Raw genomic sequence first — 22065 nt, 5'->3', positions numbered from 1 at the left:
TCCCGGGTGCCGGGCGGTCGGCGGCGGTAGGTTGGCCGGTCGTGGAGCAACGGGCGTTGGGGCGCAGCGGTCTGGTCGTGTCCCGGCTCGCGCTGGGGACGATGACCTGGGGCGGCGACACCGACGAGGACGAGGCCGCCATGCAGCTCACGGCCTTCGTCGACGCCGGCGGCACGCTGGTCGACACCGCCGACGTCTACTGCGACGGGGAGAGCGAGCGCACCCTGGGCCACCTCCTCGCCGACGTCGTGCCGCGGTCGCAGGTGCTCGTGGCCACCAAGGCCGTCGGGCGCACGGGCCCGGGCCCGATGGGCCGCGGGGCCTCCCGGGGGCACCTGATCCCGGCGCTGGACGCCTCGCTGGAGCGGCTGGGCCTGGACTACGTCGACCTCTGGCAGCTGCACGCCTGGGACGAGACGACGCCGCTGGAGGAGACCCTGGCCGCCTGCGACCTGGCCGTCTCCTCCGGCCGCGCGCGCTACGTCGGCGTCAGCAACTTCACCGGCTGGCAGACCGCCCAGGCGGCGACCTGGCAGCGGGCCTGGCCGGGGCGGACCCCGCTGGTCAGCACCCAGGTCGAGTACTCGCTGCTGCAGCGCGGCGTCGAGCGGGAGGTCGTGCCGGCGGCCGAGGCGCTGGGGCTGGGCGTGCTCGCCTGGTCCCCCCTGGGTCGCGGGTTGCTGACCGGCAAGTACCGGCACAGCACGCCGTCGGAGTCCCGGGGCGCCTCGGCGCAGTGGCAGGGGTTCATCGACGGGCTCCGCTCGGCCACCGCCGACCGCATCGTCGAGGCGGTCATCACCGCCGCCCAGGGGCTGGGGACGACGCCGCTCGCCGTGGCGCTGGCCTGGGTGCGCGACCGGCCGGGCGTCGTCGCCCCCGTGGTGGGTGCCCGCACCGCCCAGCAGCTGCAGGCGTCCCTCGACGCCGACACCGTCCGGCTGCCCGCGGCGATCCGCACGGCGCTGGAGGACGTCTCCGCCCCGCACTTCAGCTACCCCGATCGCCGGTCGGACCGGTGAGCGCGCACCCGACGACCCCCGGCCCGGACCTGGTCTTCGCCGCCTTCTGCACCGCCGGGCTGTGGCCGGGGCTGGGCAAGCGCGCGGCGGCCGAGCTGCCGGCCGCGGGCATCACCACCCCCGACGACGTCACCGCCGACAGGCTGCTGAAGCTGCCGCGGGTGGGCCGGCAGCGGGCCGAGCGGCTCTTCTCCAGCTTCCTCGCCGCCGCCCCCACCTACGAGGTGGTCGAGCTGCTCGTCGGCGCCGGCCTGCCGGCCAAGCTGGCCGCCGGGGTCGCCGACGCGCTCGGCCCGGACGCCGCCCGCCGCCTGCGGGACGACCCGTGGGCCCTGCTGGGCCTCTCGGGGGTCTCCCTCGGCGACGCCGACCGGCTCGCCATCGCCGTCCTCAAGGGCGCCGACCGGCAGGACGCCCGGCGCGGCCGCGCGATCGTGGGGCTCACCCTGCGGACGGCGACCCGCGACGGGCACACCGTGCTGCCGGTCGACCTGGTCGTCGCCGCGCTGCAGGCCGAGGGCATCGCCGACCCGGCGGCCGCCATCGTGGCGGCCGTCGAGTCCGGTGACGTGCTCGACCACGAGCCGCCCGAACCGGAGTTCGACGAGGACGCGGACGAGCCGGCCGAGCCGGACCCGGCGCTGCGGATGCTGTCACTGGCGCGCTACGGCATGGCCGAGGAGGCGGTGGCCGAGAACGTGGCCCGGCTGGCCGCCGCCGCGGAGCGGATCGCCGACCCCGCGTCGGTGCGCTCGGTGGCGAAGGGGCTCGACGAGGCGCAGAAGAAGGCCGTGGCCCAGGTGCTCTCGGCCGGGGTCAGCCTGCTGACCGGCGGCCCGGGCACCGGCAAGAGCCGCACCGTCGCCGCGATCGTGCAACTGCTGCGGACCAAGGGCACCGACGTCGCCCTCGCCGCGCCGACCGGGCGGGCGGCCAAGCGGCTGGAGGAGCTCACCGACCACCCGGCCGTGACGGTGCACCGGCTGCTCGGCGCGCAAGGCGCCTCCGGCGGGTTCTCCCGCAACGAGGAGTGGCCGCTGGACGCCGACGTGATCGTGGTCGACGAGGCCTCGATGCTCGACGTCGAGCTCACCGCCGCGCTGCTGGAGGCCTGCCCCGACGGCACGCACCTGCTGCTGGTCGGTGACCCCGCGCAGCTGCCCTCGATCGGACCGGGGCACGTGCTCGGCGACCTGATCGACTCCGGCGTCGTCCCCGTGACCGAGCTGAGCACCCTCTACCGCCAGGCCGAGGGCGGGGCGATCGCCCGGCTCGCGTCTTCGGTCCGCGGCGGCGAGCTGCCGCCGGTCGACTCCCCCGACCGCGAGGTCGTCGTCGTGCCGGCCACCGGCAGCGCCGAGGCCGCCCGGCGGGTGGTGCAGCTGGTCACCGACTCGATCCCGCGCGCGCTCGGCATCGATCCGGGCGCGGTGCAGGTGGTCACCCCGGTGCACCGGGGGCCGGCGGGCACGATCGAGCTCAACAAGGCGCTCAAGGCCCAGCTGAACCCGGGTGACGGGACCGTCTTCGGCTTCGACGTCGGCGACCGCGTCGTGGCGACCGCCAACCACCTGGATCTCGAACCCACCGGCTTCGCCAACGGCGAGGTGGGCGTGGTCACCGGCACCGGCGACGGGTCGCTGAACGTCGACTTCAGCTCCGGCCCGGTGACGGTGAGCGGCAACGCGCTCCCCGACCTGCGCCACGGCTGGGCGATCACCGTGCACCGCGCGCAGGGGTCCGAGTGGCCCGGCGTCGTCGTCGTGCTGCCGCCGGAGGCGGGCGGGATGCTGTCCCGCCCGCTGGTCTACACCGCCCTCACGCGGGCGCAGCGGCACCTGTCGATCGTGCACGCCAGCGGCGCCGCCCTGGCGCGGGCGGTGCGCGACGTCGACGTCCGGCCACGGCGCACCCGGCTGGCCGAGCTGCTGCGCGAGATCGCCGGCTAGCGGTGGCCGCGCCGTCCCGCCCGGGCGGCGCAGAGCAGCTGCCCCACCGCGGCGCCGAGCTGCCCCGCGCAGGCGAGCGGCCGGGTGAAGGGGACGCGCACGTCGGTGTGCCCGTACGGCCGCTCGACGCGCAGCCGGAAGCCGAACCGGTCCAGCCCCAGCGGGCGGACGACGCCGGCCGGGCCCACCACCTCGGGCGGGATCCGGGCGGCGAGCAGCTCGAGGACGTCGGCGTGGGCGCCGGCGAGGTGGCGCAGGTGGTCGGCCTCGACGGCGGCCAGCGGATCCGGGCGCGCTGCGGCGAACTCCTGGGGGCTCACGTCGACCCCCGCCCCACCCTCGCCCAGCACCACCTCCGCGAGGTCGAGCCGCAGCAGCAGCGCGCTCCGGCCGACGTCGAGCAGTGCCTCCGTGGGCCGGGTCTCGGCGAAGGCCAGCAGGGCGGCGCGCTGGTCCTCGGGCCGGACGGGGGTCGCCCACCCGGAGAGCCACAGCTGCGCCCTCGTCGGCCGGCGCAGCGGCACGGGCGCGTGGTCGCTGACCAACAGCAGGGCGGAGAGGTCCTGGTCGGGGGCCTGCCGGACGGCCGCGGCGACGTCCCCGTCGGCGGGGACGACGAGCAGCACCTGCCCGGCGCGCGTGACGGTGTGCGCCAGCAGCCGGCCGCCGCCGGTGGCGGGGGCGCAGACGGTCGCCGCGATCCGGGTGGCGATGGTGCGGGCGCGCTCGGCCGGCTCCGGGCGCAGCGCGTCGGCCTCGGGACGGCGCTCGGGTGCGGGGTGGGTCGGGCTGCTCGGCATGGCCCCTCCTCGATCAGTTAGGGCAGCCTAACCAAACGAGAGCGGATCCGGCCAGCGTGCGTGATCGCCGCTCGGCGCTCAGGACCGGTGCGGGACCGCGCGCGGCGACGGACGCCGCCGGTCCTGGAGGATGCGGCCGACGAGGACACCGCCCACCAGCGCGAGCAGGCCCCACAGCGCCGCGGTGGGGCCCCGCGCGGTCGAGACGAGGAGCACGGCGCCGACCGCGACCCCGAGGAGCAGCCCGCGCAGGAACCGGGTGGCCGTCGACCGGGTCGGGCCCGGCGCATCCAGCACCGGGGTGGGGTGCCCGGCGGCACGGGCCCACCGCTCGGCGGCGGCGTGCACCTCGGCCTCGGCCGACCCGTGGCCGTCCCTGGTCATCGATCCACCTCCCGGTGTCCGCCGCCCACTCTGGTGGCCGGCGGGCCGCGGGGCAGCCCGGGAGGGCCGATTCACCCGGCCGACGGTCCGCCGGCCGGGTGGGCGTCGCGCCCCCGGCCCCCGTCCGGCCGATGAGGCCCCGCGGACAGTCGCCCTCTGCCCACCGGGGCGGGGCAGAGAGCCACGTCCCAGGGAGTCCTGGGCGGCCGCCCGGGGCGCCGTCCGATCGGGCGGCTCCGGGGCGCCGCGGCGCCGTCTCAGCCGGGCTGGTCCTCGTCGTCCAGCGGCACGTCGGCCTCCTGCTCCAGGACGTCGGCGTCGTCGGCCTCGCGCGCACCCAGCGGACCGCGCGGGGCGCCGGCCTCGCCGGGGCGTGCGGCCAGCTGCTGCTCCAGCGCATCCGCCTCCGGCACGTCTCCGGCGGGCGAGCTCGCCTCGGCCGCGCGGGTCGGCGCGGGCGGCTGGAGGGGCGCCTCCTGCTCCGCGCGGTCGGCGTCGGGCACGTCGCTCGAGAAACCGGGCTCGGTCACGTCGTCCTCCCCTGAGAAGCGGCTGCGGTCTGCCCCCATCGTGCCGTCCACCTGCGCAGCCGGCAGGGCGGGACGGTGTGAGGGAGATGACGAACACGTGCCCGCGGCGCGAACGCCGGGCACAATCGACGCGATGGACACCGCCGGGGACTACGAGTTCGCGCCGCTGCGCATCCCGCCGGGCACGTCCCGGTCCGCGGCCGCCACGATGCTCAGCCTGCAGTCGGACGTCGGCGGCTGGGAGCTTGCCCGTCTGCAGCTGCACGCCGACGGCACCCGCAAGGTCATCCTGCGCCGCCGCGCCCGCCTCTCCTACCTGCCCAAGCCGCTGGTCTAGGCGGCGCGCCGCTCAGCAGTGGCGGGCCAGGCCCGGTCCCCGCCCGGCCGGCTCAGGGAACGAGCACGACCTTGCCGACGGTGTCGCGGGAGGCGAGCTTGAGCAGCGCCTGCGGGGCCTGGTCCAGCGGCAGGACCTCGCCGACCAGCGGGTCGACCTTGCCCTCTCCGAAGAGCCGGACCAGCTGCTCGTGGGTCTGGGTGAACACGGAGGGGTCGTGCTTGCGGTACAGCCCCCAGTGCAGCCCGACGACGCTGTAGTTCTTCACCAGCATGTGGTTGGCCGGTGCGTCGGGGATGCGCCCGCTGGTGAACCCGACGACGACCAGCCGCCCCTCGAAGGCGATGCACTTGCGCGACTTGTCGAAGACGTCGCCGCCCACCGGGTCGTAGACGACGTCGGCGCCGCGGCCGCCGGTCAGCTCCTTGACGATGGGGACGAAGTCCTCGGTCGTGTAGTCGATGACGTGGTCGGCGCCGAGCTGCGTGCACACCTCGGTCTTGCGCGCCCCGCCCGCGGTGGCGATGACGGTCGCCCCGGCGGCCTTGCCCAGCTGGATCGCGGCGGTGCCCACGCCACCGGCGCCGGCGTGGACGAGCAGAGTGTCCCCCGCCTGCAGGTGCGCGCGGCGGTGCAGGCCGACGTAGCCGGTCTGGTAGGTCAGGTAGAGCGAGGCGGCCTTCTCGTCGGTCATGCCCTCGGGCACGGGGAAGGCGGCCGCGGCGTCCATGAGGGCGTATTCGGCGAAGGCACCGGGCCCGCCGGCCGGCGAGCCGATGACCCGCTGGCCGGTCTCGACGATCTCGCCGCACAGCTCCACGCCGGGCGTGTAGGGCAGCGGCGGCTTCTCCTGGTACATGCCCATGGCCATCAGCACGTCGGGGAAGTTCAGGGCCGCCGCCCGCACCTTGACCAGCACCTGGCCCTCGCCCGGTGTGGGCCGGTCGACCTCGTCGAGGCTCATGACCTTCGAGGGATCACCGAGTTCGTGTACCCGCCATGCACGCATGGGCCCGACCTTGCCAGACGACCGGTGACCGTCGTCACGGGGGCCGCTTGGCCCCGGCGGCCCCGCCGTGCCAGGGTGCGCAGCGGTGGTCGCCCTCCCGGGCGGCCTCAGGAGGGGAACCCATGATCGAGCACGTGACCGACCGGCTGCGCTTCCTGGGCGCGTTCCTGGCCCACCCCCGGCAGGTGGGCGCCGTCCTGCCGACCTCGCGCGCCGCGGTCCGCGACATGCTCGACATGGCCGACGTGCCGGCCGCCGACCTGGTCGTCGAGCTCGGGGCGGGCACCGGGGCGCAGACCCAGGAGATCCTGGCCCGGCTGCGCCCCGGCGCGCGGCTGATCACGATGGAGATCGACCCGCGGCTGGCCAAGCTCCTCGACGAGCGGTTCGACGACCCGCGGGTGCAGGTGGTGTGCGACTCCGCGGAGAACCTCGCCGCCCACCTGGGCGACGCGCGCGCCGACGTCGTCGTCTCCGCGCTGCCCTACACCTCGCTCGAGCCGGGGCTCCGGCGGCGGATCCTGGACGTCGTCCCCCGGTCGATGGCGCCGGGCGGCACGACCGTGGTCATCCAGTACTCACCGCTGCTGCTGCCGGAGCTGCGGAAGCGGTTCACCGCGGTGCGCTGGCGGGTCACCCCGTGGAACGTCCCGCCGGCCTTCCTGTTCGCCTGCACCGACCCGGTCGAGAGCTGATCAGGGCCCCGTCCGGCCCTGTTCCGAACGGCGGGCCAACGCGGCGTTCATCGCCTCGAACCCGGCGAGCGTGGCACCGTCGAGGAAGCCCTTCAGCGGGCGCACCAGCAGGCCGCGGAAGGATTCGCTCTGGACCAGCCGGGTGCCCGACGGCACGCCGGTCAGCTCGAAGCGGTGCCGACCGTCGAACACCCCTGGGACGCCGAGGTGCCCCAGCCACTCGAACACCTCCCCCGGCACGACCTCGGTGACCTGCGGCTTGATCGGCAGGGGGCGGCCGCCGGGCGGCTGCAACCGCATCGACAGCCGCGCCCCCACCTCGGCGGTGCCGGCGGCACTGGGGATGAAGGGGTTCCACTCGACGTAGGACGCCAGGTCGGTGAGATGCGCCCACACCGTGCCCGGCGAGGCCGCGATCTCGATCTCGCTGTGGATCCGGTGCTTCATCGGGTTGCCTCCAGCACGTCGGGGCGTTCCTCGACGTCCTACCGCATCGACGGCGGGCGCAGCGCCTCCGGGACGACGGCGGTCTCGCCGGTCGCCGTCTTGGCGCTGGGGACGCCCTTGAACTTGTAGGGCACCGTGCCCACGCCGGGCTGGATGACGTAGGCCGCTCCCGGCTCGGCCTGCCCCCACGCCATGATCATCGCGTCGGCGACCTCGTCGGCGGTGAGCACCGGGAAGCCCGCGGCGGTGAACTGGTCGCGGATGCGGTCGATGATCGCCGTGTCGGCGAAGCCGGGGCAGATCGCGGAGATCGTCGTCCCCTCGGCGGCCAGGCGCGGGGCCATCGAGCGCACGAAGGCGATGGCCCCGCCCTTGGCGACGCTGTAGCCGGGGTCGGTGGCCATCGGCGAGAGCCCGGCCAGCGACGCGGTGACGACGATCGCCCCTCCCCCGGCCCGCTTGATCGCCGGGCGGGCCGCGGCGACGCCGTAGACGACGCCGAACAGGTCGATGTCGACGACGCGCATGAACTCGTCCAGGTCCAGGGCGTCGTCGCTCTTGGCCGCCGAGATGCCGGCGTTGAGGTAGGCGGCGTCGAGGCGGCCGTGGTCGCCCTCGATGCGGGCGACGAGCTCCTCGTTGGCGGCGCGGTCGGTGACGTCGAGGACGGCGAACTCGCAGCCCAGGTCGGCCGCGACCTGGCGGTTGCGCTCGCTGTCGAGGTCGGCGAGGACGACGGTGACCTCGCGCTCGCGCAGCTTCGTGGCGAGGGCGCGGCCGAAGCCGCCCGTCCCTCCGGTGATGAGGGCGACGGAACCGGGGCGGGGTGCGGGAGTGGTGGAGGTCACCCCGGCATCACACCACGGCTCAGGCGTTGCGCAGGAACCGGTCCAGCACCCGGACGCCGAAGCGCAGCGACTCCACGGGCACCCGCTCGTCGATGCCGTGGAACAGGGAGGCGAAGTCCAGCTCGGGCGGCAGCCGCAGCGGCGAGAAGCCGAAGCAGCGCATGCCCAGGCGTTGGAAGCTCTTGGCGTCGGTGCCGCCGCTCATGGTGAACGGCACCGGCCGGGCGCCGCCGTCCTCGGCCTTCAGCGCGGCGACCATCTGGTCGACCAGCGGCCCGTCGAACGTCGTCTCCACCGCCTGGTCGTGCACCAGCCACTCGCGCTGCACGCCCTCGCCGATCAGCGTGGCGAGCTGCCGCTCGAACTCCTCCTCCTGGCCGTAGAGGAAGCGCCCGTCGACGGTGGCGCTCGCGGTGCCGGGGATGACGTTGGCCTTGTAGCCGGCATCGAGCATCGTGGGGTTGGCCGTGTTGCGCAGGGCCGCGCCGATCATCCGGCTGATGCTGCCGAGCCGGGCCAGCGCCAGCTCGGGCTCGGCCAGGTCGATCTCGATGCCGTACGCGTCCTCCACCGCGGCGATGAACTGGCGCATCGGCGGCGTGAGCGTGAGCGGGAAGCGGTGGCCGCCGATGCGGGCGACGGCCTCGCAGAGCCGGGTGACGGCGTTGTCCTCGTGCAGCATCGAGCCGTGACCGGGCTTGCCGGCCGCGGTGAGCCGCATCCAGGCCAGCCCCTTCTCCGCGGTCTGCACCAGGTAGAGGCGCAGGTCGTCCCGGACGGTGATGCTGAAGCCGCCGACCTCGCTGATCGCCTCGGTGCACCCCTCGAGGAGGTCGGGGTGCTCGTCGACGAGGAAGTGCGCGCCGAGCTTGCCGCCGGCCTCCTCGTCGGCGACGAAGGCCAGCACGATGTCGCGCGGCGGCTGGACGCCGGTGCGGGCCCAGTCGCGCACGAGCGCCAGCACCATGGCGTCCATGTCCTTCATGTCGACCGCGCCGCGGCCCCAGATGTAGCCGTCGCGCTCCTCGCCGGAGAAGGGGTGCACGCTCCACTCCGCCGGGTCGGCGGGGACGACGTCGAGGTGGCCGTGCACCAGGAGCGCGGGGCGGCTGCGGTCGGCGCCCGGGATGCGGGCGACCAGGCTGGCCCGGCCGGGCTCGGATTCGTGGATGACCGAGGCGATGCCGACCTCGTCGAGCTTGCCGGCGACCCACTCCGCGGCGGCCCGCTCCCCCGCGCTGGTGGCCGTGCTGCCGGTGTTGGTGGTGTCGATCCGGATGAGGTCGCTGAGCAGCTCGGCCACCTCGGCCTGGGCGCCGGCCAGTGGGGCGGGGGTGTCGGCCATGACCGCGATCGTGCCACCCCGGCGGGGCTCACCCCGGCGGGTGATGCGGTACTCCGCCGTCCGAAACCTGCGGCCGATGGACCATCCGTGAGGACGATGCGCCCGTTCGGCGCCCGTGACCCGCAGGCCGCCGCCGCCAACGCCGCGGTCCTGCTGCTGGTCAGCGCGGCGGTCCTGTTCGTCCTGCCGGCCTTCTACGAGTCGGGCGGCGGCGCGGCGGCGGCGGTCGTCCACTGGGTGGGTCTCGCCGCCCTGCTGGGCACCGCGGTGGCCTGCCGCGTGCTGCCCCCCGAGCGGATCGACCGGTGGAACGGGTTCCTCGGATTGGGCCTGGCCGGCGTCCTGCTCACCGGTTCGCTCAACCTGCTCACCGCGGACACGTCGGCGGGGGCGCAGGCGTTCTACGCCTTCCCGGTGCTCTGGACGGCCGTGCACCTGCGGACCCCGGCGGTGGTGGTGGTGACCGCCGTCGCGCTCGCCGCCGAGCTGCTCACCCTGCTCGTCCTGCTGCCACCCGCCGCCGCGCTGGCCGACTTCGTCTTCGTCGGCGCCCTGCTCGTGGCCATGGCCAGCCTCCTCGTGCGCGCCAACCGGACGCAGGAGGTGCTGGTGGATGCGCTGCAGCGCCAGCTCACCGTCGACTCCCTCACCGGGCTGGCCACGCGGCGGGCCTTCGACGAGGCGCTGGAGGCCGCGCTCGACCGGCCCGTGCCCGGCGGCACCGCCCTGGTGCTCATCGACGTCGACTCGTTCAAGACGATCAACGACACGTACGGCCACCCGGTCGGCGACGACGTGCTGGTGCACCTGGCCGGGGTGCTGCGCAGCCGCATCCGGAGCGACGACGCGGTGCTCTCCCGGCTGGGCGGCGACGAGTTGGCCGTGCTGCTGCCGGGGTGCGACCGGGAGGCCGCCGCCCGGCGCGCCGCGGACCTGCTGGAGGCGGTCCGGGCCGAGCCCTTCGTGCTCCCCGACGACTCGCTGCTCTCGCTGTCGATCAGCCTCGGGGTGGCTCACCTGCCGCGGCACTCGCGCGACCGGCGGGGGCTGTACACGTCGGCCGACGCGGCACTCTACGACGCCAAGCGGGCCGGTCGCGGGCGGGTGGCTCTGGCCGCCGGCTGAGCCGCCGGGGGGTGCGTGATCCGGCGCCGGCGGTCAGGTAGTCTTCTGCTCGCACTCGTCCGGGTGGCGGAATGGCAGACGCGCTAGCTTGAGGTGCTAGTGCCCTTTATCGGGCGTGGGGGTTCAAGTCCCCCCTCGGACACCACGAAGTGGGCAATCGCCCACGGCATGACCAGCCCAAACAGCCTGCGGGACAACCGGTTCCCACTACCCGGGCACCCTCGGTTGGCGGCTAGCGATGCCGGCCGGACACCGCTGCCCAAGGCAGAGGTTGCGGGCGGCGGTGACGTCGGTGCCAGCGGCGTCCCCCGAACACCAGCACGGTGACGACGCCCGAAGGGACTCACCTGCATCGCGGGTCCTGACCGGGTCAGTACGACTCTGCGTTGACGACTTGGCGCTGCACTCCGGCGCCCACGACGGCCAGGCCCAACGTCATCGCGGGACCAGCCACGAGCCCGACCCCCCGCGACTGTTGACCACGCTGATCCGGCGTGGTCATGCCCGGAGTGCGCCGTCACACCTGCCAGCACCCAGTGCGACATCAGCATGCCAGCAGCTAGCAGGCCTCCATTCCATTCGTCCCAGAGGTGCTCGTTGCTCACGCTAGTGCGGAGCCACCCGGCGCCCTCGCGCCTTCGCCTGGCCGCCTGATCGCCGAGGGGGCGCGCAACGTACGGAGCCTGCGCCACAGCAGGGCCACGGGCCAGTAGAATGGGCGTCGGGCTGGGTCACTCGCTTGCATGCCTGGGCGTGCGGGCAGGACTGATAAGCAGGCTCATGCCTTCACCGAAGGTGAAGCTTTCGCGGGACATGGCGGAAGTGTCGACTTGATGCAGTACAGCTCCGATTACAAGGAGACTAGTGGCCCAGCCCCCCAAGTCCGTTCATGAACTTCTCGAAGCACTCGAGGACCGGTCGTTCACAACGTTCAAATGCCGGGTGCGGGCGTTCGAGCGCATTCACGCCAGGAGTCGGGCGTGGAACACCGCGCTTATTTCGCTGGCCACGGCAACGACTATCGCCGCCGTGGGCCTACTGGTTGACGGGGCCATGTTTGGCGACTCTGGGCCAACATTCTTGGCTGCGTGCTCGATCCTCAGCCTTGCCGCCTCTCTCGTCGTTGCGTCACTCGACTATCCGGGCCGTGCTGTTCGCATGGAGTCGAGCTATAAGGGAATCCAGGACCTTTCTTCGCGAGTTCAAGCGGCGAGAAACGCCACTGCCAATCCTACTATCGACGACTACAACGATCTGTACGGGACCTACAGCGAACTCGTTCGGCACTCCGAGAACCACACCGAGGCGGATCAAGATGCGTACGTGAAGAAGCGGTCTCGACAACTCCTGGGCAGTTCCGCGTTGACGATGCTTCCGTATGCCACTCTCGCACTTCCCGGTTGGCTGTTCTGGCGATTCGGAGATTGGGTCATCAGCAGTGCCGGCTAGCGGGCCCGCCAGTGCGCCGTCATACGCTTTTCGACGCGTCACCTCATTGAGGCATCTCCAGACGATTTTCGAGGAGCGGGTTGCGAGAGGCTCTGTTCGCGGTCGCGATGGCGTGTCCGTGGCCGCAGTTCGGGCAGACCTGAAAGCCGTCACGCAACACGTGTCGAGGCATTCGCGGGCAGGCACCTACCGGTTCACCACCTATCGGCAGCGGCTGTTGATCAAGGGCGCCGGAAAGCCACCTCGGGAGATCTCGATCCCTAGCGTGCGCGACCGGATCGCACTGAGGGCATACGCCGAACTCTTGGCCGAAATCTTTCCAGAGTGCGCAGGCAAGCTCCCCCAAGCTGGCGTCTCGAGTGTGTTGAAGGAACTAGTTGCTGGCAAGCACGACACTTTCGTCAGGATCGACGTCAAGAACTTCTACCCGTCAATCAACCACGACATCTTGCTCAAGGAGCTTGGCGCGGCGATCCGAAAGCAGGAGATCCTTCGCGTAGTACGACGTGCCATCGCGACCCCTACCGCGCCGGACCACGCGCCACGCCCTCGCGCACTCCTCACCTCTGGCGTGCCCCAGGGCTTGTCGATTTCCAACCTGCTGGCCGAGGCCTACATGCGGCCCGTGGACCGAGCGATGAGTGGCACCCCATCGCTGTCCTATCACCGGTTCGTAGACGACATCCTCATCTTGTGCTCGGCAGCGGACGCGCTCGTGGCGGACGCGTCCTGCCGCGCCGCCCTCGCGGGAGTCGAACTCTCAGCCCACCCCAGCACACCCGGCGGCAAGTCTGAGATCGGGTCGATCAGCGATGGGTTCAACTATCTGGGCTACACGTTCAGCACTCAAGGGGTAAGCGTGCGACAGTCGAGCATCGTTAGACTGGAATCACACCTCGCCAGCATCCACACCGCGTGGCGTCAGGACCTTGCCCGCGGAATGTCGAGGACCGCAGCACATCAGCGCTTTCTGTGGCATCGAAACCTCACCATCACGGGCTGCATCTTCCAGGGCGTGGCGAGCGGCTGGATCCAATACTTCCGTCAACTGGACGATTTGACGCTGCTGAAGCGTCTTGATGCCACCGTGACCCGGCTTGGACTTCGCTACGGAGTAGCCCCCACACCTAGGCCCAAGACCTTCATGAGGGCTTACTGGGCAATCAAGCACCCGAGGTCCCGTAGCACGGCGTACATTCCGAACTTCGATCTTTACGAGACCCGCCAAATGGTGCAGGAACTTGAGTCCATGGGAACTTCAACCTCGGGCATGACCGAACACCAGGTGAAGGACACCTTCTACCGGATCGTCAGCACGGCGGTCCGTGACCTCGAGCACGACATCGGAGACGTGTCGTAGTTTTGTGGTCGCGCAGGTCTGACAGGCGTCGGGATGGACAGCGGCGGTACTTGGCGGTCGAGCGACGCCGTGCGACCCCCTCGTCGGGAGCGACACGCTTGGCTCGGTTCAGACGCGGGCCTGCCACTGCGAAGACCGTCAGCGGCCGCCGTTGCGGGTAGGGTCGTCCGTGTCAGCAGGCACGATAGGCCGCTCACCGGCGGGGCGTCCTCGCGGCGAGTCATCGAGCTGGCAGACGATCAAACCGCCTCGGCCAGCGACCCGTTTGGCTGATGCTGAACAGCTCCGCTCGGCGACATACGGAGCGCAGTTGTCCCACTCGCGCCTAGTGCCGCCCCCTGGGGTGGACAGACATCGAGTTTCCCGGTTAGCGCGCTGAGCGCCACTCGCTCGGCTAATGGCGCCTCCGCCGCAAGCCGCTGGCACGCACAACTTGCCGGCCGACGGCCGCACGCACCGCCTCCTCCGAGCCGACGACCCGCACGCTGCGACTGGCCCGGGTCACCGCGGTGTAGAGCAGCTCGCGTGCGAGCAGCGGCGACGTCGCTGGGGGCAGGAGTGCGGTGACCGCCTCGAACTGGCTGCCCTGGCTGCGGTGCACGGTCAGCGCGTGCGCCGGGCTGACCGCCGACAGCCGGGACAGCGGCACAAGCACCGGTCCGGCGCCGCGCGGGAACGCGGCCCGCACTCCACCGGGGGTACTCACGACGACGCCGGTGTCGCCGTTCCAGAGCTTGTTCTCGTAGTCGTTCGCGGTCACGATCAACGGCAGCCCGGGCGCCCACTCCCCCGCTGCCGCACCGGTGAGCCGGCCGATGCGGTCGTTCCAGGCGGAGACGCCGAAGGGTCCGTGCCGGTGCGCGCATAGCAGCCGGTGGCGGCCCAGGAGCATGAGGCAGCGGTCGGCGTCACCGGCTTCCGCAGCGGCCTGCATCTCGCCGGCCACATCACGGACCTGCTCCTCGAGCGCCGCGGTGGTCGAATCCAGGACGAGACCATCACCGCCATCCAGCAGCTCCAGGACTCGATCGGCGTCGCCCGTGCGCACCGCCTCCGCAAGCCCGGCGATGCTGGCGCCGTAGCGCTGTGACACCCGCAGCCGCACGACGCCGTTGCGCAGCTGCCGACGGTCCTCGCCGGCGAGGTCGGCTGCGTCGGCGGCCGTCTCCGCGTGCACGCCGTCTACCGCGCCGGGCGGTGCGGGCCGGTGCACCAGGTCGCTGAGCACCGCACCGGCGTCCACCGGCGTCAGCTGGTCCGGGTCACCCACGAGGACGAGCCGCGCGGTGGGCCGCAACGCCTCGAGCAACCGCGCCATCAGCGTCAGCGACACCATCGACGACTCGTCCACGACGACGACGTCGTAGGGCAGCCGGTTGGTCGCGTCGTGCCGGAAGCGGCTGCGGCTGTCGGGCCGCCACCCGAGCAGCCGGTGCAGCGTCTGCGCGGTGAGGTCGAGCGGCAGGCCCACCGTGGCCGCCTGCTCCAGCACCGACTCCTGCAGGCGGGCGGCGGCCTTGCCGGTGGGTGCGGCGAGCGCGATCCGCGGCGGCGGACCGGGCTGGTCGAGCAGCAGCCGCAACAGCCGGGCGACGGTGTGCGTCTTGCCGGTGCCCGGCCCGCCGGTGATCACGCTGACCCACCGGCCGGCGGAGACCGCGGTGGCCAGCCGCTGCAGGTCGGGCGCCGGTCCGCCGAAGAGAGTCGTCAGCGGCGCCAGGTCGACCGGCGGGGCGGGCCGGGCGGCGCGCTCGTCGAGCTCGCGGCGGACCTGCTGCTCCTGCTGCCAGTACCGGTCGAGGTAGAGCAGCCCGTCGACCAGCCGCAGCGGTCGCCATGGGGCGTCGGCCCCGACGGCGACCACCGGGCTGTCGTGCAGCGCGGTCCAGTCCTGCGGCCAGGTCAGCTCGGCCGGCTCGGCGTCCTCGTCCGGCACCACGGATTCGGCGACGGTTGCGAGCTCGACGCACACCGAGCCGGCGCGTACGCCGCGCACGGCGAGGGCCGCGGCGAGCAGCACCGGCTCCCGCTGCTCACCACCCAGCCGGGCCAGCCGCAGCGCCACGTGCACGTCCGCCGCGGTGAGGACGCCGCCCTCGGCGAACTGCCGCAGCAGCCCGTCGGCGCGGACGGGGATCACGGTCGCCCCGCCAGCAGGTCGGAGAGCTCGGGGACAAGTCCGGGCGGCGGCGTCCAGGTGAAGACGCCGGCGCCGGCCGGGGTGGCCGGGCCGGCCATGCCGCGCACGAACAGGTAGAGCACCGGCCCGAGGTGCCGGTCGGGGTCGTAGCCGGGCAGCCGCCAGCGGAGGTAGCGGTGCAGGGCGACGCAGTACAGCAGCGCCTGGAGCACGTAGTGGGTGCGCTGCATCTCCTCGGCCATGGCGTCGGGGCGGTAGTGCCAGGTGCTCAGCGGCTCGGCGCCGAGCCGATTGGTCTTGTAGTCGACGACGGCGAACACCGGCCCGGGCAGGCGGAGGACGGCGTCGATGCTGCCGGTGAGGAATCCGCGCAGCGCCTGCGGAGCCAGCGCGGCCAGCAGGTCGGGGTAGCCGGCCAGCGGGCCCAGGTCGTGGCGCCGCAGCAGGTCGACGACATCGGCCAGCGTCGCGTGCGCCACCGCGTCGTCGCCACCGGCCAGCGGCAGCTCGAAGTCCAGCTCGGCCAGCCGGTCGCCGGCGGCGATCGCGGCCAGCGGGAGACCGAGGTCACCGAGCGGGGTGGCCAGCACCGGCCGCAGGCCGTCGGCGAGCGCCGCGGCCGTCACGCCGGGCACCAGGTGCCGGGCGACCGCCTCGGCGCACCGCTCGTCCAGCGCGTCGGGATCGAGGTCCTCCAGGACGGCGTGCACGAGCGTGCCGAAGGCGGCTCCGCCCGGGAGTTGCGTGAGCGGGGACGGCAGCGCGTCCGCGGCCGGCGCCTCGGGCATCGGCTCCTCCGTGTCCCGCTCGTCGTCCGTGCCCGGGACGTCGGGCTCGCTGGCCAGGTGCTGCTCGTGCGCAGCGTTATGAGCATCGCGGGTGAGCGCGCTGTAGGAGGTGCGCCGCCACTCCTCGTCGAGCGTCCGGGTGAAGCTGCTGACCGACAGCTCCGGGGAGGGCCTGCGGGGCGGTTCCCACCGCGGCACCGCGCGCCGGCCCACGTCGGCGATCTCGATGCGCCCGGCGGACCGGACCGACAGCGCGGCGAGCGCCGTCGCGACGTCGTCGTCGGCGGGTGGCTGAACCCGGGCGGCCGGCTCGGCGCCCGGACCGGCCGCGCCGAACAGCAGCCGGTTCAGCGGAGCGGCGGCGGTGTTGCTGCTGGGCGCCCAGTGGGCGACGACCTGGCATCGGGCGCGGGTGAGCGCCACGTACAGCAGCCGCAGGTCCTCGCCGGACTCGTCGGCCTCATGCCGGGCGCGCGCTGCGGCGTAGCCACGGCCGGTCGTACCGCCGACGTCGAGCACTCGCTGCCCCTGGTCGTCGTGCAACCGCAGCACCTGTGGGTTGTCCGGCGTCCACCGGTCCCAGCCGAAGGGCACGTAGACGACGGGAAACTCCAGGCCCTTGCTCACATGGACGGTCATGATTTGGACGGCGGCCGCGTCGGATTCCAGGCGCCGGCTGCGCTCGTCGGCCCCCTCGACGGAGGCTTGGGCGATGCGCCGCCGCAGCCACTCCACGAGCGCGGTCAGGCCCAGCGACTCGCGCTGCGCCGCCGCGTGCAGCACCTGGCCGATGTGCCGGAGGTCGGTGAGCACCCGCTCCCCGTCCGGCCGGGCGAGCGCGCGCTCGGGCAGACCGGTCTCGGAGGTCAGCACCTCGAGGCAGGCGGCCACCCCGCGGTCGCTCAGCACGTCCGCCCAGCGTCGCAGTTGCGGGCCGAGCTCGTCGGCGATCTCATCGCCTGCGGCGCCCAGGGAGTGCTCGTCGTATCCGAGGAAGACCGACAGCGCTGCGGAGCGCACCCGGCCGGCCCGGTGCGGCTGCTCCAGCGCCTCCAGCAGGCGCAGCCACGAGGTGGCGCTCGGAGTGGAGAAGACGCTGCCGCCGCCGGCGAACACGGCCGGCACCCCGGCGCGACCCAGCGTCTCGCGCACGAGGTGTCCCTGGGCGTTGGTGCGCACGAGCACCGCCAGGTCGCCGGGACGCACCGCCCGCCCCTCGTACTGGGCGCCGCCGGACAGCAGGTCGACGACGTCGGCCGCCACGTCACAGGCGACGGCGTCGCGGAGCCGGGCGACCGAGGGCAGGCCCTGCCACATCCGTCCGTGGCCGGTGCGCTCCAGCCGGCGCAGCCGCAGCGGTGCACCGGCCCCGGTCAGCCGCGCCTCCGGATGGGCGGCGGCGACAGTCCGGACGACGATCCGCTCGTGCCCGAGGGCGGCGCCGCCGAAGAGCAGGTCCAGCGCGTCGAGCAGCGGCGCGTCACTGCGCCAGTTGGTGCCGAGGGTTGCCTCGGTGGTCGCCTCGGCAGCGGCTGCAAGGTAGGTGGTGACGTCACCCCCGCGGAAGGCGTAGATCGCCTGCTTGGGATCGCCGATCAGCACCAGTGTGGTGCGGCCGTGGAACGCGCGCTCCAGGATCTCCCACTGCACCGGGTCGGTGTCCTGGAACTCGTCCACCATCACCACTCGGTACCGGGCAGCCACCCGCTCGCACGCCACCGGCCCCGAGGTGTCGTCGGTGAGGGCGTCGCGCAGCAGCGAGAGCCAGTCCTCGTAGTCGACCAGCCCCATGGCTCGCTTGCGGCGCTCCACCTCGCGGCGGACGGCGGCCGCGGCGCGGCGGCGGCGGCCGGCCTGCCCCTCGTCGGTCAGCGGCCACAGCGTCGCCTGCCGGTCGCTGCCCACCGCACGGCGGCCGAGTTCCAGCAGCTCGGCGTGGGAGAGGAAGGGCGGGTCGGCGGAGCCGGCGAAGGTGCGCACGTAGAGGTCGTCGACCACCTCGCGCACGAGGTCGTCGATGTCCTCAACGAACACGGCGGTGGGATCGGCGTCGGCGGCCATGCCGAGCCCGGCCAGCATCTGCGAGCAGAACGAGTGGGTGGTGGCGATCGTCGCCTCGTCGAAACCGGCCAGCGCCCGAGCGAGCCGCTGCCGTCGGCGCTCCACCTCGTCGTCGGGCACGTCGGCGAGCAGTTGCAGAATCGGGTCGCGCTCGTTCCTCCGGGCGATGTCGGGGTTGCGCAGGCCGCGCTCGGCGGACACCAGGCGCTCGCGCACCCGGTCACGGAGTTCACGCGACGCGGCGTTGCCGAAGGTGACCAGCATGATCTGGGACAGCTCGGCCGCTCCCTCGGCGACGTAGCGCGCGGTGAGCGCGGCGATGGTGAACGTCTTGCCGGTGCCAGCGCTCGCCTCCAGCACCGTCGTGCCGGTCGGCAGCGGGCCGCAGACATCGAAGGCGTTCACGAGAACTGCTCCGCCGCGCGGATCGGCGTCCAGAGCCGGCAGGCCAGCGCGCCGAAGCGGGTGGTCTCGCCGGCCCACTGCTCCCCGTCGCCGGGCTCGGCCGCGACGAGCTGCTCGAACGCCGGCTTGTCGCCCCACACGTACTGGTGGGACCGGTCCTCGCGCTCGCCGCCGGATTCCCGGTTCCACTCCTTGCGCGCGGTGTCGAGCGCTCGCTCGGGCGGCCTGCCGTCCAGCCGCTCCCCGGCGTACGCCCACGAGGTCTTCACGGCCATCGGCAGCGGCTCGCACATCCCGCGGTCGTACAGATCCATCAGGTCGGTCAGCGCGGTCACCGGGTCGGGCGGCGCCGTGATGGTCGACGTACGCGCCCGGTCGCGGGAGCGGCCGACGGTGATCGCTCGCCCCGTGCCCTCCGCGGCCGCCAGGGCCAGCGCAAGCACCCAGCCTCGCGCCCGGTGCTTCGCTGACAGGCTGGAGTAGGTGACGGTGACCACCGCGCCATCGCGCACTCCGTTGACCGTGCCCGAGAGTTCCCGGCCGCCCAGGTCGAGCCGGACATCGACCGTCCGCGGCGTGGGGGCGACAGCGGCGCGGCCGGCGGCGACCAGGGCGTCGACGCGGCCGCCGACCCGCTGCAGCACCTGCTCGCCCAGGCCGCGCGGTGGCAGCGTGCCGCGGAGCCACTCGGCCAGCCGGGCGTCCTCGGGGCGGGTGCCGCGCAGGCCGGCGGCCAGCAGGCGCTCGCCCACCGCCCACTCCTGCAGGCCGTCGAGGGTGGAGGCGAGCGCGTCGGCGACCTCTTCGTCTTCACCGGGCAGCGTGATGCGCAGCCGCTGCCGCAGGTAGGCCTTGACCGGGTGCTCGACGAAGGCGACCAGGTCCTCCAGGGCGACCGGTCCCGTCAGCGGCCGGAGCGGGCGGCGCTCGGGCTCCGGCTCGCGGGGCTGCACCGAGCGGCGGGCGCCGGCCAGGCTCACCGGGTCGAAGCTCTGCGGCGGTGTCCCGGTGAAGGAGCGGACGTCGTAGGGCTGCAGCGGGTGCCGGGTGACGATGTCGCTGCGGGCGCCGGGCACCATCGCGTCGACCACGTCGAGCAGCTCTCCCAGCGGAACGGCCGGCGGCCGCAGGGCGCCGCTGACCGGGTCGGCGCCGGTGTAGAGCACGACCAGCCGCTCGCCGGCCGCCATGAGGGCGTCGAGCAGCAGCTGGCGGTCCTCGCTGCGGACGTCCCGCTCGCCCACGCACGGGTCGCGTGCCAGCACGTCGTCGCCGTCCATGCCGGCCGTGCGCGGGAAGACGCCGTCGTCGAGGCCGAGCAGAACGACGACGCGGTGCGGCACCGACCGCATGGGCACCAGCGTGCAGACGGTCAGGTTGCCGGTGCGGAAGTTCGCCCGGGTGGGACGCCCGCGCAGGCGATCGGCCATCAGCGCGCGCACGTCGGCGAGCCGGATCGAGGCGGCGCCGCCCTCGCCGGCCTCGGCCAGTTCGCGGCGTGCCTGCCCGAGCTGCCATGCGTCCGCGGGGTCGGTGGCGGTCAGCAGGTCGAGGGCGTCGGTCAGAGTGTCGATCCAGTGCCCGGCCGGGTGTTCACCGCTCAACGCCGTCAGCACGTCCTCGAGCCGGTCGAGCAGCTCGGCAAGCCGCCCGGCCAGGCCGATGTCGCTGCTGTCGACGTCGTCCAGCGGCAGTGCGCGGTCGAGCCAGACCGGCTCGTCCTCGGACGTCGTCACCCCGAGCAGGATGCGATCGAGCCCGGCCTGCCAGGTGTTCTGCGCGACCGAGTCCAGTCCGAACGGACGCCGGGTGGTGGAGTCGATGCCCCATCGGACGCCGGACATCGCCACCCAGTCGCGCATGCGCTCGAGCTCATCGTCGGTGAAGCCGAACCTGCGCCGCACACCAGGAGTGGCCGCGAGGTCGAGCACCTGGCTGGCGGTGACCCGGCTCTGCGCCAGGTCGAGCAGCGCGGCCACAGTGTCGAGCAGCGGATTGGTGCGGCGCAGGCTGCGGTCGGCCAGCCGCACGCGGAGGGCGCCGCCGGGGTGCGGTGATCCCGGACCGAGGCCGAAGGACGCCGAGATCAGCGGCGCGAACGTCTCGACGTCAGGACACATCACGAGGACGTCGCGCGGCTCGAGGCTCGGGTCGTCCTCGAACATGCGCAGGAGCAGCTCGCGCAGCACCTCGACCTGCCGGCCCGGACCGTGGCAGGCGTGCACCTGCAGGCTGTCGTCGAGGTCGGCGGCACCCGGGGGCACGTCCTCCCGGAGGTCGGCCTGGAGGCGGCCGAGCAGGGTCGCCGGCCGGTCGGCGTCCTGGTGGTGCTCGTCCTCGTGCGGCGGAAGCCGCAGCTGCAGCTCACGGACGTCGCGGGCGAGGCTGCGCAACAGCGGATGGTCGGGCAGCGTCGCCGTGTCGTCCTCGCGCCGGCGACCGGCGGTACGGCCCTCGAGCCGCTTCCACAGCACCGGGCTGGGGTGCGGCAGCCAGAGGTGAACGTCGCGGTGCTCGGCCAGCGCGTCCAGCACCGCCAGCGCGTCGGCGTGCAACCGGGTCGGCCCGAAGATGCTGATCCGCTCGGGCAGGTCGGACAGCGCCGGGTCGGCACGCAGCGCGGCGCACTCGACGTCGAGCCGCTCCGCCGGGCTGGGTCCCAGCCGGTCGCGCAGCCGCCGCCACAGCTCCGCCTGCCAGATCACGTCTTCCGGCAGCGGGTCGTGTCCGTCGGTGTCGCGGCCCTCGGCCCAGTCCCGCAGCATCTGTGGCCGGTGCGCCACGTAGGAGCGAAAGAGCCCGGCCAGGCGGGCGGCGGCGGCCCACCGGCGGCCGCGCCGGTGGTCGTCGGCGCCGTGGCCGAGGTGCTGCGCGAGGACCCGGCACCACGGCTCGCCGAGGTGCTGATCGACCACTTCGAGCAGCGGCCATACCGGGTTGACCCAGGGGTCGTCTCGCAGGCCGGAGCCGCGTGCGGCGGCCCGGGCCTCGTCGACCAGCCGACCCGCCGACGGAAAGACGACGCCGGAGCAGATCCCGTCGCCGGCCGCCCCCGCGCCAAGCACGGTGGACAGCCGCTGCGCCAGCCACCGCTCCACTCCCTTCGCCGGGACCGCGACGACCTCGGACGCGAAGGGGTCGGCCAGCGGCGTCGCGAGGACAGCCGCCAGCCCGTCGGCGAGACGCGCCGTCCGTTCGGCCCGGTGGACGTGGAGCACCCGAGTTGTCTACCTGACTCGTGCGACAGAACCCCGCGGTGCCACGCCCCCGTCAGGCGGATGGGCCCGTCGCGGGTCGGGGTCCAGGTACGGGGCAAGCAGCTCCTCCATGACCGCGATCGTGCCGGGGCGGCGGACATCCGAGGCTCCAGA

17 protein-coding genes and 1 tRNA gene are annotated in these 22065 nt (G+C 73.6%); 8 read left to right on the top strand and 10 right to left on the bottom strand.

All coding sequences use genetic code 11. From position 1 onward, the window contains the following. Positions 1-41 precede the first annotated feature (41 nt). Together ACI794_RS06485 and ACI794_RS06480 are read left to right on the top strand one after the other, a co-directional pair. Positions 42-1022 (top strand): aldo/keto reductase, encoded by a 981-nt coding sequence (locus tag ACI794_RS06485; protein ID WP_456615932.1) that lies wholly within the window; start codon positions 42-44, stop codon positions 1020-1022. Next, positions 1019-2971, top strand: coding sequence for an AAA family ATPase (locus ACI794_RS06480; protein WP_456615931.1), 1953 nt, complete (start codon positions 1019-1021; stop codon positions 2969-2971). Before ACI794_RS06485 ends, ACI794_RS06480 begins: the two co-directional genes overlap by 4 nt. Here the strand turns inward: ACI794_RS06480 and ACI794_RS06475 are convergent. The 3 genes from ACI794_RS06475 to ACI794_RS06465 form a co-directional block, all read right to left on the bottom strand. Next, the gene (locus ACI794_RS06475) at positions 2968-3771 is read right to left on the bottom strand and encodes a DUF2470 domain-containing protein (RefSeq protein WP_456615930.1); all 804 of its coding nucleotides are present in this window, start codon (positions 3769-3771) and stop codon (positions 2968-2970) included. The genes ACI794_RS06480 and ACI794_RS06475 overlap by 4 nt on opposite strands. A 78-nt stretch (positions 3772-3849) precedes the next feature. Then, positions 3850-4155, bottom strand: a complete 306-nt coding sequence (locus ACI794_RS06470; RefSeq protein ID WP_456615929.1) for a hypothetical protein — start codon at positions 4153-4155, stop codon at positions 3850-3852. A 257-nt stretch (positions 4156-4412) separates the two neighbouring features. Further along, positions 4413-4685 carry a hypothetical protein gene (locus tag ACI794_RS06465; RefSeq protein ID WP_456615928.1) on the bottom strand — a complete coding sequence of 91 codons (273 nt, stop codon included), beginning with the start codon at positions 4683-4685 and terminating at the stop codon, positions 4413-4415. Positions 4686-4818: 133 nt separating this feature from the next. Between ACI794_RS06465 and ACI794_RS06460 the strand changes: the two genes are divergently transcribed. Continuing rightward, the gene (locus tag ACI794_RS06460) at positions 4819-5022 is read left to right on the top strand and encodes a DUF5703 family protein (RefSeq protein ID WP_091934805.1); all 204 of its coding nucleotides are present in this window, start codon (positions 4819-4821) and stop codon (positions 5020-5022) included. Between the two features lie 52 nt (positions 5023-5074). Here the strand turns inward: ACI794_RS06460 and ACI794_RS06455 are convergent, their stop codons facing one another. Beyond that, a complete protein-coding gene (locus ACI794_RS06455; protein ID WP_456615927.1) occupies positions 5075-5986 on the bottom strand; it encodes an NADPH:quinone oxidoreductase family protein in 912 nt (303 codons plus the stop codon). A gap of 167 nt (positions 5987-6153) precedes the next feature. Here ACI794_RS06455 and ACI794_RS06450 point away from each other — a divergent pair, with 167 nt between their 5' ends. Beyond that, positions 6154-6726 carry a class I SAM-dependent methyltransferase gene (locus ACI794_RS06450; protein ID WP_456601661.1) on the top strand — a complete coding sequence of 191 codons (573 nt, stop codon included), beginning with the start codon at positions 6154-6156 and terminating at the stop codon, positions 6724-6726. Here the strand turns inward: ACI794_RS06450 and ACI794_RS06445 are convergent, their stop codons facing one another. The 3 genes from ACI794_RS06445 to ACI794_RS06435 are packed head-to-tail and all read right to left on the bottom strand — an operon-like array spanning position 6727 to position 9366. Continuing rightward, a complete protein-coding gene (locus ACI794_RS06445; protein WP_456601662.1) occupies positions 6727-7173 on the bottom strand; it encodes an SRPBCC family protein in 447 nt (148 codons plus the stop codon). It abuts the gene before it with no gap. Positions 7174-7211: 38 nt separating this feature from the next. After that, entirely contained in the window at positions 7212-8021 is an 810-nt protein-coding gene (locus ACI794_RS06440) for an SDR family oxidoreductase (protein ID WP_456601663.1), read from the bottom strand. 19 nt (positions 8022-8040) lie between these two features. After that, positions 8041-9366 (bottom strand): M20/M25/M40 family metallo-hydrolase, encoded by a 1326-nt coding sequence (locus ACI794_RS06435; protein ID WP_456601664.1) that lies wholly within the window; start codon positions 9364-9366, stop codon positions 8041-8043. A gap of 96 nt (positions 9367-9462) precedes the next feature. On the opposite strand from ACI794_RS06435, the gene ACI794_RS06430 reads away from it, so the two are divergent. The 4 genes from ACI794_RS06430 to ACI794_RS06415 all read left to right on the top strand — a co-directional run bounded on the left by ACI794_RS06430 (position 9463) and on the right by ACI794_RS06415 (position 13300). Beyond that, entirely contained in the window at positions 9463-10491 is a 1029-nt protein-coding gene (locus ACI794_RS06430) for a GGDEF domain-containing protein (protein ID WP_456601800.1), read from the top strand. Between the two features lie 57 nt (positions 10492-10548). Further along, positions 10549-10636 (top strand) — tRNA-Leu (locus ACI794_RS06425). Positions 10637-11355: 719 nt separating this feature from the next. Continuing rightward, entirely contained in the window at positions 11356-11940 is a 585-nt protein-coding gene (locus ACI794_RS06420) for an SLATT domain-containing protein (RefSeq protein WP_456615926.1), read from the top strand. 118 nt (positions 11941-12058) lie between these two features. Continuing rightward, positions 12059-13300, top strand: coding sequence for a reverse transcriptase domain-containing protein (locus ACI794_RS06415; RefSeq protein ID WP_456615925.1), 1242 nt, complete (start codon positions 12059-12061; stop codon positions 13298-13300). Between the two features lie 394 nt (positions 13301-13694). Here ACI794_RS06415 and recD read toward each other — a convergent pair whose 3' ends face one another. The 3 genes from recD to recC are packed head-to-tail and all read right to left on the bottom strand — an operon-like array spanning position 13695 to position 21912. After that, positions 13695-15440, bottom strand: coding sequence for an exodeoxyribonuclease V subunit alpha (gene recD / locus ACI794_RS06410; protein ID WP_456615924.1), 1746 nt, complete (start codon positions 15438-15440; stop codon positions 13695-13697). Then, positions 15437-18694 carry a UvrD-helicase domain-containing protein gene (locus ACI794_RS06405; RefSeq protein ID WP_456615923.1) on the bottom strand — a complete coding sequence of 1086 codons (3258 nt, stop codon included), beginning with the start codon at positions 18692-18694 and terminating at the stop codon, positions 15437-15439. The genes recD and ACI794_RS06405 overlap by 4 nt, the downstream gene beginning before the upstream one ends. Beyond that, complete coding sequence (recC, locus tag ACI794_RS06400; RefSeq protein ID WP_456615922.1) at positions 18691-21912, bottom strand: exodeoxyribonuclease V subunit gamma; 3222 nt, start codon at positions 21910-21912, stop codon at positions 18691-18693. The genes ACI794_RS06405 and recC overlap by 4 nt, the downstream gene beginning before the upstream one ends. Positions 21913-22065 lie beyond the last annotated feature (153 nt).

Source organism: Blastococcus sp. SYSU DS0541 (genome assembly GCF_054050875.1).
This window is presented reverse-complemented; position numbering and strand designations above follow the sequence as displayed.